This window comes from Rhodanobacter sp. L36, from assembly GCF_009765755.1.
Lineage (GTDB): Bacteria > Pseudomonadota > Gammaproteobacteria > Xanthomonadales > Rhodanobacteraceae > Rhodanobacter.
In genome coordinates this window covers 1320280-1332813 of sequence record NZ_LMUV01000011.1, presented here as the reverse complement: position 1 = coordinate 1332813, position 12534 = coordinate 1320280, and the positions used below count along the sequence as shown (strand labels likewise).

The 12534-nt window shown below is 59.2% G+C and carries 11 protein-coding genes; 4 read left to right on the top strand and 7 right to left on the bottom strand.

All coding sequences use genetic code 11. From position 1 onward, the window contains the following. Nucleotides 1-44 precede the first annotated feature (44 nt). Nucleotides 45-1370 (bottom strand): DEAD/DEAH box helicase, encoded by a 1326-nt coding sequence (locus GSQ73_RS15780; RefSeq protein ID WP_158885677.1) that lies wholly within the window; start codon nucleotides 1368-1370, stop codon nucleotides 45-47. A gap of 244 nt (nucleotides 1371-1614) precedes the next feature. Here GSQ73_RS15780 and GSQ73_RS15775 point away from each other — a divergent pair, with 244 nt between their 5' ends. Next, the gene (locus GSQ73_RS15775) at nucleotides 1615-2853 is read left to right on the top strand and encodes an MFS transporter (RefSeq protein WP_158885675.1); all 1239 of its coding nucleotides are present in this window, start codon (nucleotides 1615-1617) and stop codon (nucleotides 2851-2853) included. Nucleotides 2854-2901: 48 nt separating this feature from the next. After that, on the top strand, nucleotides 2902-3387 hold the full coding sequence (locus GSQ73_RS15770; protein ID WP_158885673.1) for a peptidylprolyl isomerase: 486 nt from the start codon (nucleotides 2902-2904) through the stop codon (nucleotides 3385-3387). Nucleotides 3388-3583: 196 nt separating this feature from the next. Here the strand turns inward: GSQ73_RS15770 and GSQ73_RS15765 are convergent, their stop codons facing one another. The 3 genes from GSQ73_RS15765 to GSQ73_RS15755 all read right to left on the bottom strand — a co-directional run bounded on the left by GSQ73_RS15765 (nucleotide 3584) and on the right by GSQ73_RS15755 (nucleotide 6888). Then, nucleotides 3584-4156, bottom strand: coding sequence for a C40 family peptidase (locus tag GSQ73_RS15765; protein WP_158885671.1), 573 nt, complete (start codon nucleotides 4154-4156; stop codon nucleotides 3584-3586). An 88-nt stretch (nucleotides 4157-4244) separates the two neighbouring features. Then, nucleotides 4245-5576: a hypothetical protein gene (locus GSQ73_RS15760; RefSeq protein ID WP_158885669.1), complete on the bottom strand. Its 1332-nt coding sequence runs from the start codon at nucleotides 5574-5576 to the stop codon at nucleotides 4245-4247. Between the two features lie 133 nt (nucleotides 5577-5709). Beyond that, nucleotides 5710-6888, bottom strand: a complete 1179-nt coding sequence (locus GSQ73_RS15755) for a hypothetical protein (protein WP_254063426.1) — start codon at nucleotides 6886-6888, stop codon at nucleotides 5710-5712. A gap of 364 nt (nucleotides 6889-7252) precedes the next feature. Between GSQ73_RS15755 and gorA the strand changes: the two genes are divergently transcribed. Both gorA and hutG read left to right on the top strand, forming a co-directional pair. Then, complete coding sequence (gene gorA / locus GSQ73_RS15750; RefSeq protein ID WP_158885665.1) at nucleotides 7253-8599, top strand: glutathione-disulfide reductase; 1347 nt, start codon at nucleotides 7253-7255, stop codon at nucleotides 8597-8599. A gap of 14 nt (nucleotides 8600-8613) precedes the next feature. Continuing rightward, the gene (gene hutG, locus GSQ73_RS15745) at nucleotides 8614-9393 is read left to right on the top strand and encodes an N-formylglutamate deformylase (protein WP_158885663.1); all 780 of its coding nucleotides are present in this window, start codon (nucleotides 8614-8616) and stop codon (nucleotides 9391-9393) included. A 523-nt stretch (nucleotides 9394-9916) separates the two neighbouring features. On the opposite strand, the gene GSQ73_RS15740 is transcribed toward hutG, so the two are convergent. The 3 genes from GSQ73_RS15740 to GSQ73_RS15730 are packed head-to-tail and all read right to left on the bottom strand — an operon-like array spanning nucleotide 9917 to nucleotide 12516. Then, complete coding sequence (locus GSQ73_RS15740) at nucleotides 9917-10345, bottom strand: Rid family hydrolase (RefSeq protein ID WP_158885661.1); 429 nt, start codon at nucleotides 10343-10345, stop codon at nucleotides 9917-9919. Continuing rightward, nucleotides 10342-11010 carry a carbonate dehydratase gene (gene can, locus GSQ73_RS15735; RefSeq protein ID WP_158885659.1) on the bottom strand — a complete coding sequence of 223 codons (669 nt, stop codon included), beginning with the start codon at nucleotides 11008-11010 and terminating at the stop codon, nucleotides 10342-10344. The genes GSQ73_RS15740 and can overlap by 4 nt, the downstream gene beginning before the upstream one ends. A gap of 39 nt (nucleotides 11011-11049) precedes the next feature. Then, nucleotides 11050-12516 carry an aldehyde dehydrogenase gene (locus GSQ73_RS15730; protein WP_158885657.1) on the bottom strand — a complete coding sequence of 489 codons (1467 nt, stop codon included), beginning with the start codon at nucleotides 12514-12516 and terminating at the stop codon, nucleotides 11050-11052. Between the last annotated feature and the right edge of the window lie 18 nt (nucleotides 12517-12534).

The window sequence follows — 12534 nt, the reverse complement described above, 5'->3', positions numbered from 1 at the left end:
GCCATCAGGCCGCCACGAAGATCATGTGTTGAACAGGCTCGCGCTTAGGCCTTGGCGGCCGGTCGCGGCTTTGAGCGGCGACGCTGATTGCCTGCGGCGTGGTCACTACGACCCGGCGCAGCATAGCCATTCGGACGAGCCGATGTGGACGTTTTGCCCTGGCGCGGCTGACGCTGCGGCGCGCGTTGCTGCGGACGCTGCACCGGACGCGGTGCGCCGGCATCCAGACGCAGCGGTGTCGACGGCTCGTAACCAGCCACGTTGTTGATCGCGATATCCTGGTTGAGCAGCTTGCGAATATCGCGCAGCAAGCCGGATTCGTCATGGCTGACGAGCGAAACGGCAAGCCCTTCGGAACCGGCGCGACCGGTGCGGCCGATGCGATGCACGTAATCCTCGGCAACCATCGGCAGATCGAAGTTGATCACGATCGGCAACTGGTCGATGTCGATGCCGCGCGCCGCGATGTCGGTGGCAACCAGCACGGTGACGCGGCCGCTCTTGAAATCGCTCAAGGCGCGGGTGCGTGCGTTCTGGCTCTTGTTGCCGTGGATTGCAGCCGTGCGCAGGCCGGAAGCGTTGAGGTACGTCACCAGTTTGTCGGCACCATGCTTGGTGCGGCTGAACACCAGCGACTGGCGGCGGCTATCAGCCGATAGCAGGTGCAACAGCAGGTCGCGCTTGCGTGACGCGTCGACCGGATGCACCTGGTGGCTCACCAGCGTCGTAACGGTGTTCGGCGCGGAGACCGAAATCTCGCGCGGGTTGTGCATGAACTCCATCGCCAGCGACTTGATCGCCGGTGCGAAGGTGGCGGAGAACAGCATGGTGTGACGCTTTCTCGGCAACGCCACCAGGATGCGCTTCAGCGCAGGCAGGAAACCCATGTCGAGCATGCGGTCGGCTTCGTCGAGGATCAGCGTTTCGACGCCGGAAAGATCCAGCGTGCGCTGCTGCATGTGATCCATCAGGCGACCCGGCGTGGCGATGACCACGTCCACGCCGCGACGCAGCGCATTGATCTGCGGACCCATGCTGACGCCACCGAAAATCGTGGTGGCACTGACCTGCATGTGCTTGCCGTAGTCGCGCAGGTTCTCGTGCACTTGGGCCGCCAGCTCGCGGGTCGGGGTAAGGATGAGCGCGCGCGGACGGCGCGTCATGGTCTGGCCGCTGGTCGACAACCGCTGCAGCAGCGGCAGCACGAAGGCTGCGGTCTTGCCGGTGCCGGTTTGCGCGGCAGCGAGCAGGTCATGACCTTCCAGCGCGGGTGGAATCGCGGCGGCCTGGATGGGGGTGGGCTTCGTGTAGCCGTAATCGGCGAGCGCACGCAGCAACGCGGGCGCAAGGCCCAGCGAATCGAAAGACATTGGAAACACTCCTGAGCAACCCGGAGTGTTGATACCGTGTTGCAGACTTGGGGAAAGAGCGGCAAAGCCGCAGCAGTCAGAACGACTGCGGCGCGCAGTATAGACCAATAACCGAAACCGTGCCTGTCGCCATTACAGTCGCGTCGGCGCATGCGCAAGATAGAAAGAACATTGGCGCGTTGCACGTCGCATCGAACTCATGCATACATAGGCGCTCGTCGAACTTTTCAGCCAAGGAATCCAGATGTCGTTTCTTGCACCTCTGCGCGAACTCGATACCGCCCAAAGGCACACGGTGCTCGCAAGCTTCCTCGGCTGGACACTCGATGCGTTCGACTATTTCCTGCTGACCTTCGTGATCCTGGCGGTGGCAAAGGATTTTCACACCGACAAGGACGCGGTTACCTACGGTTTGTTTCTCACCCTGGCCGCGCGGCCCGTCGGTGCACTCTTGTTTGGACGGCTCGCCGATCGTTTCGGACGCCGACCGATCCTGATGCTGGATGTGATTCTCTTCTCCGTGTTCGAACTGGCGACGGGATTCGCGCCCACGCTGACGGTTTTTCTGGTGCTGCGTTTCCTGTTCGGCGTGGCGATGGGTGGCGAATGGGGTTTGGGCGCCTCGCTGGCGATGGAAACCATTCCGCCGAAGGCACGCGGCGTGGTTTCGGGCCTGTTGCAAAGTGGCTATCCCTGCGGATTCTTTCTCGCGGCGCTGGTCAACTGGCTGCTCATCGATCACATCGGTTGGCGCGGCTTGTTCATCGTGGGCGCATTGCCCGCGCTGCTGGTGCTTTACATACGACGCACAGTGCCGGAGTCGGCGGTATGGAAGGCTTCTCAGGCGGAACACGGCAAGCAGAGGCTTTTCGAATCCATGCGCGGCCACTGGAAGCTGGCGATCTACCTGACCTTGTTGATGGCCACGTTCAACATGTTCAGTCACGGCTCGCAGGACCTGTATCACACGTTCGAAGAAGAGAGCCTGCACTTGGCGAGCGGATCCGGTGCGGCCTTCATGCTGGTCGCGATGTTGAACCTGGGTGCGATGGTCGGCGGTCTGTGCTTCGGCGCGTGGTCGGAGCGGATCGGCCGGCGCAAGGCGATGATCATCGCCGCGCTGCTCGCGATTCCGGTCATTCCCCTGTGGACGCACGGCGGCTCGCTGCTGTTGCTCGCCTTGGGTGCATTCCTGATTCAAGTGATGGTTCAGGGCGCCTGGGGTGTCGTGCCGACCCATTTGAACGAGCTGTCCCCCAACGCGGTCAGGGGTACGCTTCCCGGCTTCGCCTACCAGGTAGGCAACCTGCTTGCCGCTTATACCGGCAATGCGCAGTTGAAGATCGCCAAATGGCACGGCGGCGATTTGGCGTTCTCGATGGGCTTGTGGATCGCAGTCGTCGCATTGGTGCTGGCGTTACTCGTCTGGCTCGGGCCCGAAGCGCGCGGCATCGGTTTCGGCGGCACGAAACCGGCCGAATGATGACGTCGCTGCTAGAATCCGCTGTTTGATCCCTCGACGAGACACGCAATGAAGGCTGGCAAAGACAAGGTCATCGCACTCCACTACACCTTGACGGTAGACGATGAAAAGGTGGAGAGCTCGCACGATCGCGACGAGCAGTTGTGGGTTCTGCTGGGTCACGGTCAGCTGATTCCCGGCCTCGAAGCGGCATTGGAAGGTCATGAAGCCGGCGACACGCTGCAGGTCGACGTGGCAGCCGCGGACGGCTACGGCGAGCGCCAGGAAGGTCAGACCCAGCGCATGTCCAAGAAATATTTTCCGCAAGCCGATCGCCTCAAGCCCGGCATGGTGACCTTGCTGCGACTGAAGGAAGGTGGCCAGCGTGCAGTGACGGTGCAGAAGGTTGGCATGAGCACCATCGACATCGACCTGAATCACCCGATGGCCGGCAAGGATCTGCACTTCGACGTCAGCGTCAGTGAAGTGCGTGAAGCAACGGAAGAAGAAATGGCGCACGGTCATGCACACCCGCCTGGAGCGGATGCGCACTGAAGAGTGTCAGTATTTGAAAGACTGAAGACGGCGCCTCAGGCGCCGTTTTTTTTGTGTTTCGAACACGAGAGCGAATGGCGAAGCTGTCTGATCCGTCGCTGGGTGAATGGCGAACACGGGATGTAACCAGCAGCAGTGGGCGGAATTGGTGACGAAGATCTAAAGGCTCGGTTGTTCGCTTCGTCCTACTACGCGCTCAGTCGAGCACGCGTTTGCCGTAGGCAAAGTGATCCCGCCAGTACGGCCCATCGATGTCGTCCAGTCGTACTGTGCCGCCACTGTTTGGCGCATGCACGAAACGGCCTTTCCCCACGTACACACCGACGTGACTGATGCCGCCGTGGATGGCGAAAAACACAAGGTCACCACTCGCCAGCTGCGTCATCCGCTGCACCTTACGGCCATCCATCGCCGACATGTCCCTGGACGTCCGAGGCAATGTCCTGCCTGTCGCCGTGCGGTAGATGTAGTCGATAAGCCCGCTGCAATCGAATCCACCAGCCGGCGTATTTCCACCCCAGCGATACGGCGTGCCGACCAACGCAATGGCGCGAAACAAGACGTCGTTGGCCGCGCCTTCACTCGCTGCAGATGGCGCCATCGCGGGAAGATCGGACAGCGACGAATGCGATGGTTTGAACGTGGCTTCGCGGCGGTGTGGCGCGCTTGAGCAGGCTGCCAGCAGCAGAATCGTTCCAAGAACCAGATAGCGAACGGGCCGCCTATGCGACGACGGGAATCCGATGGGAGACACTGATTCCGTACGCATGTAGCGATCCCGGCTGGAGTCGCGCCGAGGTTAGCAAATCAATGAGTTGGAAGGAAGTCGTAAGAGACTGGTCGAAACTTGCGGGAGACTACCGCTTGCCCACTTCGATATTCTGCTCCGACAGCGTGTGGCCGCGAATGTCCCATGCCCTGAGTCGGTAATTCCCGGGTCGCAGATAGAGCTTGCTGACCATGTCACCTTGCAAAAAAGCGTAGCGATCCGCTGCAATCGCATCGTCCGACTCACCTGTGTAATGCGCGTCCACAACGCACGGCACCGTGACCTTGCAAAGCGTGGTGCTGATCGGAAGTGGAACCCGTTCGTCGTTCAGCGAAAGCCACTCGGGGCGCTGCGTGTTGACGAAGTGCGAGAGCATGGACTGAGTGCGCACCATGTCGTTGACGATATTGGCAGGTTGGGAATAACCACTTTCCACCGCTCCCGATCCGCTGGCAGGAAGAATCACGTTGAGGTCATACAAATCCGGATGCGCGCTCCATGTCTTTCCGGTCGCACGATTGACCAGCACCGTCGGTTGTCTGGGCTCAAACGTATCGGCGAGCTTTTGATATGCATCCATCACGCTGGGAATCTGTTCGCGAAACTGCGTCTGGTCGATGGACAGCGGTTCGATATGGGTAAGCGTCTGAAGCTGCGTGGCCATCGGCAACGTATTCCCAAGGCGTCCCTTCGCCTTGTCGATGTGAGCGTAGCCCGAGTGCACGAACAATCGCGCATGGGGATCTTTGGAGAAGACCTTTTTGTAGAGATTGTTGGCCTGGCCCGCTTCGCGCTCCTGAAGTGACGAATTCTCCACATCGAATGACACAACCGTAAAGCCCAGCTTCAAGGCGACGCGAATGATGTCGCCGTAGGAGGGCTCTCGCAAATATTCGGTTCCGCTCGATGCGATCGGATAACCCCTGTGTGCCAGAGCGTCATCCTCGCTGACGAGTGCCTCGGCCGCGAAATAGTTGAAACCTATTGCGCGCAAACGTGGCAGGAGTTCCAGCGTCAGCTGCCGGGTGTGGGCATCGTGATGTGCTTCGTTGATCATCACGATACGACGGCCTGCGGCAAGCCCTGTAATGACATCGCCGGCACTCGCCATCTTCCAGTCGCTCGCGGTTGGAAGCTCGATGTCTCCGGATTCATGGCTTTTGAGCGGAAAGTCTCGAAGGGCTTCGTTGTAGAGCCCGAGCTCGTCCTCGGTCGAGGCGAACATCTGCATACCCAGCGGTCGATCGGCCGCCGGCAATGTCGGCATTGTTTTGACGAGAAAAATGTATCGGGCTAGATCGTTCGGTTGTCGCGCGAGCACGTTAAACATTTCGATTGTCGCAGGGCTAAAGTTCTGCGCGAATGCCGACGTAGATATCAGTGCCAGGATGCACATTAGGAAAAACTTTCCGAGCATCATATTCGAGCGCCTACTATTGAAATCTTGCGAATTTACACGTTCAACGGGCAACGAAAATTTTTTCGTGAGAACCAGCTAATTGATAGCAATCAAGATGAATCTTTTTCTGTATGGACATTTTCGTGGTCAATGTTCATTGACCACGTACGTCAATGATCTGATTTGAAAGCAGCGTTCCGTCAACACTCGATGACTGCAGCCGATACTTGCCAGGTCGAAGAAACAGCCGACTCGTGTTGTAAGGGTCCGAAAAAACCAATCTGTCCGCTGGGCTCGCTTCATCGCCTTCGCTAGCGTAGTGCGCATCGACGACACAAGGGAAATTCAATCTGCACAAAGTCGCATTGATATTGACCGTTCGACGAAGTCCGCGAAGAGTCAGCCAAGGGGGGCGCTCCATGTTGGCTAAAGTCATCAGCGAATCCCCGGAAACTCGAGCTAATTCACTTTCATTTCTTGCACCGTGTTGCCGATAAGTTGTTCCAAACGATTTTATGTTCAGGCTAGCCGGAAGGATGACATTGACATCGTAGAGCTTCGGCTCGGCGCTCCAAAGTGCCCCTGTGGCGCGACTGATCAGCACGATGGGTCGATCTGGTTTGAACTCGACGATCAGCTGATGGTAAGCGTCCGACCTGTCCGCTGATAATTCCAGAAACTGGGTTTGGTCGACCGACAAAGGAATGATGCCGGTAAGCCGTTGCAGATAGGACGCCATGGGATCGACGTTGCCCAAGCGCTCCCTGTTTTTGTCGATATGCGCAAAACCGGCGTGCACGAAAAGGCGCGCCGAAGAGTCCCTTTTGAAAACTCTGGTGTAGAGATTTTCGGCCTGCCCGATTTCGCGACCTTGCGTAGAGGCGCTGTCGGTGTCATATGGAACGATGACAAAACCGAGCTTGATGGCTTCTCGCAGTATGTCCCCGTAAAGCGGCTCGCGAAGATATTCCGACCCGCTGGTCTTTATGGGATACCCGCGTTTGACCAGGTCTGGATCTTTTTCACCGATGGCCTCGGCGGCAAAATAGTTAAACCCGAGTGATTTCAAACGTGGCAGAAGGCTGAGCGTCAGTTCGCGGGTGTGTGCGTCGTAGTGTGCTTCGTTGACCATCACGATGCGGCGACCGACCGCAGCTTTTGCGATGGCGTCAGCAGCATCCACGGCTTCCCAATCTTTCGCGGCAGGGAGCACCAGATTGGGTACTTCCCGGACTCGGATCGGAAAACCGTAAACGGCTTGGTCATACAGGCCCAGTTCCGTTTCCGTCGAAGCGAGAAGCTGCATGACCAAAGGCTGGTACGCCTTGGGCATGCTTGCCGTCATTTGGGTCAGATACGCATATCGTCCAAGGTCGGTTTTCTGTCGAGACAAGTTCTGAAAGAGCTCGAGTTGAGCTCGATCAAATGATTGCGCGTTCGCTGACGCTGTAGCGAATGCTGAAAGAGCCAATACGGATGAGAGAAGTATTTTTGTCAGCATACGAGCCCACCCGGACATCCAACTGCAAGCGTGCGCATGAAATATAAGTGAAACAAGAGCCAATGCGTGACAAAAATGCCCGGCTTTGGCTGTTGATTATGGATTGTTGCCTCGATCGCGACCATCCATCTTGCGAACAGTGACGAATTTGGCCTCGATCAAGTAGGGTTGATTGTTGATTGTCGAGAAAATCCAGATGTCCTCAAATCCTGACCTGATCGTGCTCGGTGCCGGATCCGCGGGCCTCGCAACCGCTTTCCGTGCAGCGCAACACGGCGCCAGAGTAGCGTTGGTCGACCCGCGCGAACTCGGTGGTACCTGCGTCCATCGTGGATGCGTGCCGAAGAAAGCGCTGTGGTTTGCTGCCCAGTGGGCGCAACTGCAACAGATGGCCGTCGATGTGGGTTTTGATTCCCGGCCTGGCGAACTCGACTGGGAACGATTTCGCGAGTTGCGGCGGAAATATGTCGATGGAATAGAAACTCGCTACGCACAGCGCCTGCAGGACGCAGGCGTCGAGTTGTACCGGTGCGAGGGGCGCTTCATCAAGCCGGATACAGTCGAATTGTCGGATGGTCGCAAGCTGCAGGCGAAACAGATCGTGATCGCCACCGGCGCGCGTCCACGTCGATTACAGCTACCGGGCTTCGATCTGGGTATGGTGTCCGACGACATATTTGCGCTGCACGTCCGGCCAAAAAAAGTAGCGATTGTTGGCGGTGGCTACATCGCGGTCGAATTTGCCTGCCTGCTGCAGGCACTCGGCAGTCAGGTGGACTTGCTGGTGCGCGATCGTCTGCTTGACGGGTTCGACGAAGAACTGGTCGAGGAATTGGCTGGCCAGATGACCGCGCAGGGCATTCGCATGGTTCGACACAGCCATATCACGGCGGCGCATCGCGATGATCGCGGCATCGTGTTGATGGATGAAGGAGCGGACGCTCTTGGTCCTTACGAAGCCGTGATCTGGGCGGTTGGAAGGGTGCCGAACACGGAGTCGCTGAACTTGTCGGCGGCGGATGTGCTGGTTGACGAACATGGCCACGTCATCACCAATGCGCGGCAGGACAGCAATATTTCCGGTATTCATGCTGTCGGTGACGTCACTGCGAACAAGGCCTTGACTCCGGTAGCAGTGGCCGCTGGCCGCCATCTCGCCGACCGCCTGTTCGGCGGTCTGGACGATGCGCATCTCGATAACGAGAACATCCCCAGCGTCGTGTTCGCCAAGCCGCCTCTCGGCATCGTGGGATTGACCGAAGCGGAGGCGCGCAAACGCCATGGCGCGGCAGTAACTGTTTATCGAAGCCGCTTCACGCCGATGCAGGTGGCGTTGACCGGGCGCAAGGATCACAGCCTGATGAAGCTTGTCTGTGTCGGCGACGACGAACGAGTGGTCGGCATTCACGCCATGGGACCCGGTGTCGATGAAATGTTGCAGGGATTTGCGGTGGCGCTGAAGCTTGGTGCGCGCAAGCGCGACCTGGATGCCACGGTGGCGATTCATCCCAGTTCCGCCGAAGAGCTTGTATTGATGAGCTGAGTACAATGGCGCGCATGACCCACTTCACTCTGCAACGCGGTCGCGCGCCGCTTCTGATCAGCCTGCCGCACGACGGCCGTTTTATTCCCGACGACATTGCCAAGCGCATGTATCCGGCAGCGCGTCGCTCGCCGGATACGGACTGGCACGTGGGCCGGTTGTACGAACCGCTTGCAGCTTCGATAGGCGCGAGCGTGTTGAAGCCGCGGATGTCGCGCTACGTGATCGATCTCAACCGACCTGCCGATGGCCATGCGTTGTATCCGGGTTTGCGCGAAACAAGCTTGGTATCGACCGTCGGTTTCGGCGGCGAGCCGCTGTATCGCGAAGGGCTCGAACCGGATGCCGACGAAGTCCAGCAGCGGATACGCGATTACTGGCTGCCGTATCACCAGGCGCTCGCCGACGAGCTGGCAAGGCTCTGCGAATTACACGGCAGCGCGGTATTGTGGGAAGGCCATTCGATTCGCAGTCGCGTGCCGATGCTGTTCGAAGGGCGCTTGCCGGATTTCAATCTCGGTACCGTATCAGGCGAGAGTTGCGACGCAGCTCTGCAGAGGCGATTGACCGGCTGCCTTGAATCGCAGTCGTTGTTCAGTCATGCGGTCAACGGCCGCTTCAAGGGTGGTTACATCACGCGTCACTATGGACGTCCAAAACACGGCGTGCAGGGCGTGCAGCTCGAACTCGTGCAGTTGAATTACATGGACGAGGAAAGCTTTGAATACGACGACGTGAAGTGCGTCGCCGTGCAGGAATTGATCGGACGCATGCTGCAGCAGTGCGTGGCTTAGGCGCAGGTTTTTGCCGGTCACGTGACCTTTTTCGAACCTTGTTAGGTTTGTGCAAAGGCATTCACATATTCAGCGTCGGTACGATGTCGGGCTGCAATGGTCGTTACGTCGCGCCACCCGAGCAGCCGGGTTCCGGCCGGGTTCGCGATACACATCGTGCGAGGCTGGACATCATGCGTAAATTTGCGATCGCTTCCCTGCTTGCTGCAGGCATTGCCGTTTCCGGTTCCGTGCTGGCACAGGCCACCGCCCCACAACCAGCTCCTGCGCCGACTCCCGCGCCCGCGGCTGCTCCGATGGCTTCACCGGCGCCCGCTGCAACTGCTGCGCCTGCTGCGACCACTGCGCCCAAAACCCATCACAAGAAAAAGCATCACAAGGCATCGACGACCGCGCCTGCTTCATCCAGTACGGCAGGCTGACCTTCGAGTTCGAATAAAAGAAGCGCCAATGGAAAAACCCGCCGGTTCGCCGTCGGGTTTTTTGTGTCCTGAAGCAATCGGTGATGACTTGGCGCGATTGTCTAAAGTGCCGGTGCTTTCAACGCTGCGATGCATTTCAGTTCGATCGCGATGGGCGTCGGCAGGGCAGTGATTCCAACCGTCGTGCGACATGCATCGACATCTGCGAAATGGCTGGAGTAAAGGCGATTGTAGGCAGCAAAGTCGCGCGACATGTCGGTCAGAAAAACGGTAACGTCGACCAGATCGCTCCATGCCGCACCGCTTGCTTCGAGGATCGCGCGGACATTCGCGAACACCTGGAGGCATTGTGCGTCGATGTCATAACTCACCAGCCGCCCTTCGGCGTCATGCACGTTGCCAGGGATGATGTTGCTGCCGGGTTGGCGAGGGCCGACGCCAGAGATAAACAGCAGGTCCCCGACACGTCGCGCGTGCGGATAAGCGCCGATCGGCGCGGGTGCCGAGGTGGTGCGCACGATGTCGCTCACCGCGTACTGGCCGGCGAACGAACCAGCCGTTGCAACGCGCGTTCGTACTGAGGCTCCAGCCCGGCGCGCGAATCGACGTGCATGTCCAGATCGTTCATGTGCCCGTTGTCGAGGCTGTAACACCACGCGTGTACCGAAAGATTCTGTCCGCGTTCCCAGGCGTCCATCACGATGGTGGTTCGGCAGGTGTTGGTCACTTGTTCGATGGCATTGAGTTCGCACAGCCGCGCATTGCGTACCGCCATGAGGTCGAGCGAAGCGAGCATCGACGCGTGCTTTTCAGCGACATCGCCCACGTGCCGCAACCAGTTGTCGACGAGACCGAGGCGTTTTTCGTCGAGCACCGCCTGGATGCCGCCGCAGCCGTAGTGGCCGACGATGATGATGTGTTCGACCTTGAGGATATCCACGGCGAACTGCATGGTGCTCAGACAATTGAGATCGCTGTGCGCGACCACGTTGGCCACGTTGCGCTGCACGAAGATTTCGCCAGGCGGAAGGTCGACGATCTGGGTAGCGGGAACACGTGAATCGGAGCAACCGATCCACAGGTACTTCGGCGATTGTTGCTTGGCGAGTGCCTCGAAGAAATGCGGATCCTGCGCATTCATCGAGGAAGCCCAGCGTCGGTTGCCATCGATCAGGTCTTGCAGGGGACTGGTCAAGAGAACTCCCGTTTCATGCGACGACGTCGCGCGATTGATTCAGTAACGGACGCAGATATTTCTGGTCTGGGTGAAGAAGTGCATGGCCTCGATGCCGCCTTCGCGACCCATGCCGGATTGCTTGCTGCCGCCGAACGGTGTGCGCAGATCGCGCATCATCCAGCAGTTGATCCACACGATGCCGAAGTCGAGCTGTCCCGAAAGACGATGCGCGCGGGATAGATCCTGCGTCCAGACGGATGCGGCGAGACCGTAGCGGCTGTCGTTGGCGATCGCCAGCGCTTCGCTTTCGTCGTCGAACGGAATCAGGCTCACCACCGGCCCGAAAATTTCCTGTTGATTGGTCTGTGCCGCGCGGGGCAAACCCTCAACGACCGTGGGAGCGATGAACCAGCCGCTCTCGCAACGGCCGGCCACGCGAACGCTGTCACCGCCGCAGAGAATCGTGCCGCCTTCAGCACTCGCCCGTTCGATGCAACCCAGCACTTTGTTGTAGTGCGCTTCGGAAACCATCGCGCCGAGATCGCTTGTGCGTTCATTCGGGTCGCCAACGGCGAGCGCGCGAACGCGATCGAGATAACGCTCGCGAAAAGTTTCGTAGATCGAACGTTGCACCAGCAGGCGCGATCCGCACAGACAGATTTCGCCTTGATTGGCGAAGCCCGAGCGAACAATGGTGTCGAGATTCGCATCCGACAAATCGGCATCTGCGAACACGATGGCGGGATTTTTCCCGCCCATCTCCAACGACACTTTCTTGAACTGCGTGGCGGCCACTGCGGCAATGTGTGAGCCGGTCGCCGTGCTGCCGGTGAACGACACTGCCTTGATTAGCGCGTGCTCCACGATGGCTTGTCCGACCGATGGGCCACGACCTTGAACGATGTTCAGCACACCCTTCGGAAAACCTGCCTCAATGCTCAGTTCGCCAAGCAACGCCGCGGTGCATGGCGTGATTTCCGAGGGCTTGGCCACGACCGTATTGCCCGCAGCGAGTGCCGGGGCGATCTTCCAGGTAAAGAGATAGAGCGGCAGATTCCACGGGCTGATGCAGCCAACCACACCGAGCGGTTGGCGCAATGTGTAGTTGATGGCACCTGTGCCCGGAAGCCCGGTTTCCATCGTGTGCGATTCGCTGCCCATAGTCATCGCCGCGGCGGCGAAGTAACGCAGGTTGCTTATGGCGCGTGGGATGTCCACCGTGCGCGCAAGCACCAGTGGCTTACCACTGTCGCGTGATTCCAGTGCGGCGAATTCCTCAAGCCGTGACTCGATCAGCTGCGCCAGTTTTTGCAACAAACGCGCGCGCTGGTCCGCTGGCGTGCTGGCCCAACCGGGCGCGGCATGCGATGCGGCGTCGACAGCGGCGTCGACATCCGACGAAGAGGAATCGGGGCAAAGCGCGAAGACGGAACCGGCGGCGGGCTCGTGCACATCGAGCCACGCATCGTGATGCGGCGCCTGCAGGCGTCCGTCGATCAGATTGGTGAGGCGCAATGGGGACATCGGCGCAAGCTTAAAACC